A 1,428-nucleotide genomic window follows, 5' to 3' on the forward strand; every position below is an offset into this window, starting at 1 on the left:
CGGCGGGCGCGGCGTGGTGGACCACGGTGACCGGGTGGAAGCCGGGCACGCGCAGGCCCGGCAGGAGCGCGGCGGCCGCGTGGGCGTCGGTGGCGACGACCACGCCGCGGCAGGGGCGTTCGGCGCCGTCGGTGGTGTGCACGGCGTTGGCGGCGACATGGGCGGCGCGGACCCCGAACCGTATGGTGCCGGGCGGGAGCGCGGCGGCCAGCTGTTCGGGCAGACGGGCGGCGCCGCCGACCGGCACGCAGGCGCGGCCGCGGGCGAACCCGCGCAGCACGATGTCGGCGACCCGGCTGGACGTGCCGAGTTCGGCGTCGCACAGCAGCGCGGCGAGCAGCGGCCGCAGGAAGTGCTCGACGGTGCGGGGTGCGAAGCCGCGGCCGGCCAGCGCGAGGGCGGCGGTGCTCTCGGGGCGTGCGGTGATGTGGTCGGTGGGGGTGGCGGCGAGCCGGTCGAGCGCGGTACCGAGCCGGGCCCGGTCGCGGGCGGAGCCGAGGGGTGCGCGGGCGCCGCGCGGGCCGCCGACCCGGTAGGCACGGCCGCCGGAGCGGACGAGCGCGCCGGGCGCGAGATGGGCCAGCGGCAGGCCGCGCAGGCCGCGGGCGCGGCGCAGCTCGGGGTAGGCGGTGTTGAGCAGTTGGGGCCCGTGGTCGAGCCGGAAGCCGTCCACGGTGTCGGTGGCCATCCGCCCGCCGACGCGTTCCGCGGCCTCCAGGACGGTGACGCTCATACCCCCTTCGGTCAGGTGGTGCGCGGCGGCCAGGCCGGCTGGGCCCGCTCCGATGACGATCACATCCGTGGCGGCGGCCACGCCTTTCGGGCGTGCTGGTGAGAGCACGATGCCCCTCCCGAGGTCGGGTCCGATCCCCGCTGGCGTCTGCGCGACGGGCGCGACGGGCGTGGCGGACGGGCGCGACGGGCGGCCCTGATCCGCTGACGCACCGTCAAGTGCCCTCTCCGGCCCGGTGGTCGGCAGGTGGCCCCGGCTCGCGCGAAACGCTGCTAAAGGTCATGCCCTCATCAAAGGCAAACGATGCAGGGCGGACCGGTCCGATCCAGCCCTTTCCGGTGCGTTTTCCGGCCGAGGAGGGGTGCGGACGGCGTCGGGGCGGTGTGGCGCCTTCTCAGACCTGGTTGCGCGGCGGCAGCGCCGCCTTGATCGCGTCGTCGATGTCCGGGTGCGCGAAGGAGAACCCGGCGTCCAGCAGCCTTTTGGGACGCACCCGCTGACTGCCCGTCACATCGCCGGCGAACTCGCCCAGCACCGCGCGCAGCACGAACGCCGGCACCGGCAGCACCGTCGGGCGGTGCAGCACCCGCCCCATCGCCGCGGTGATCTCGCGGTTGGTACGCGGCTGCGGCCCGGTCAGGTTCACCGGCCCCGACAACTCCTCGTTGTCGATGGCGTACCGCAGCGCCGCGACC

General features: G+C 76.2%; 2 protein-coding genes. Both read right to left on the reverse strand.

Features of this window, described 5'->3' with window-relative positions; translation table 11 throughout:
* On the reverse strand, window positions 1-841 hold an 841-nt coding region (locus tag AC13HU_RS37160; protein ID WP_483046413.1), incomplete at its 3' end, for an FAD-dependent oxidoreductase.
* 286 nt (window positions 842-1,127) lie between these two features.
* The coding region (locus AC13HU_RS37165; protein WP_483046414.1) for a DUF1731 domain-containing protein at window positions 1,128-1,428 on the reverse strand (301 nt) is incomplete at its 5' end.

The sequence above is a fragment of the Streptomyces sp. NH27 genome, from assembly GCF_056859195.1.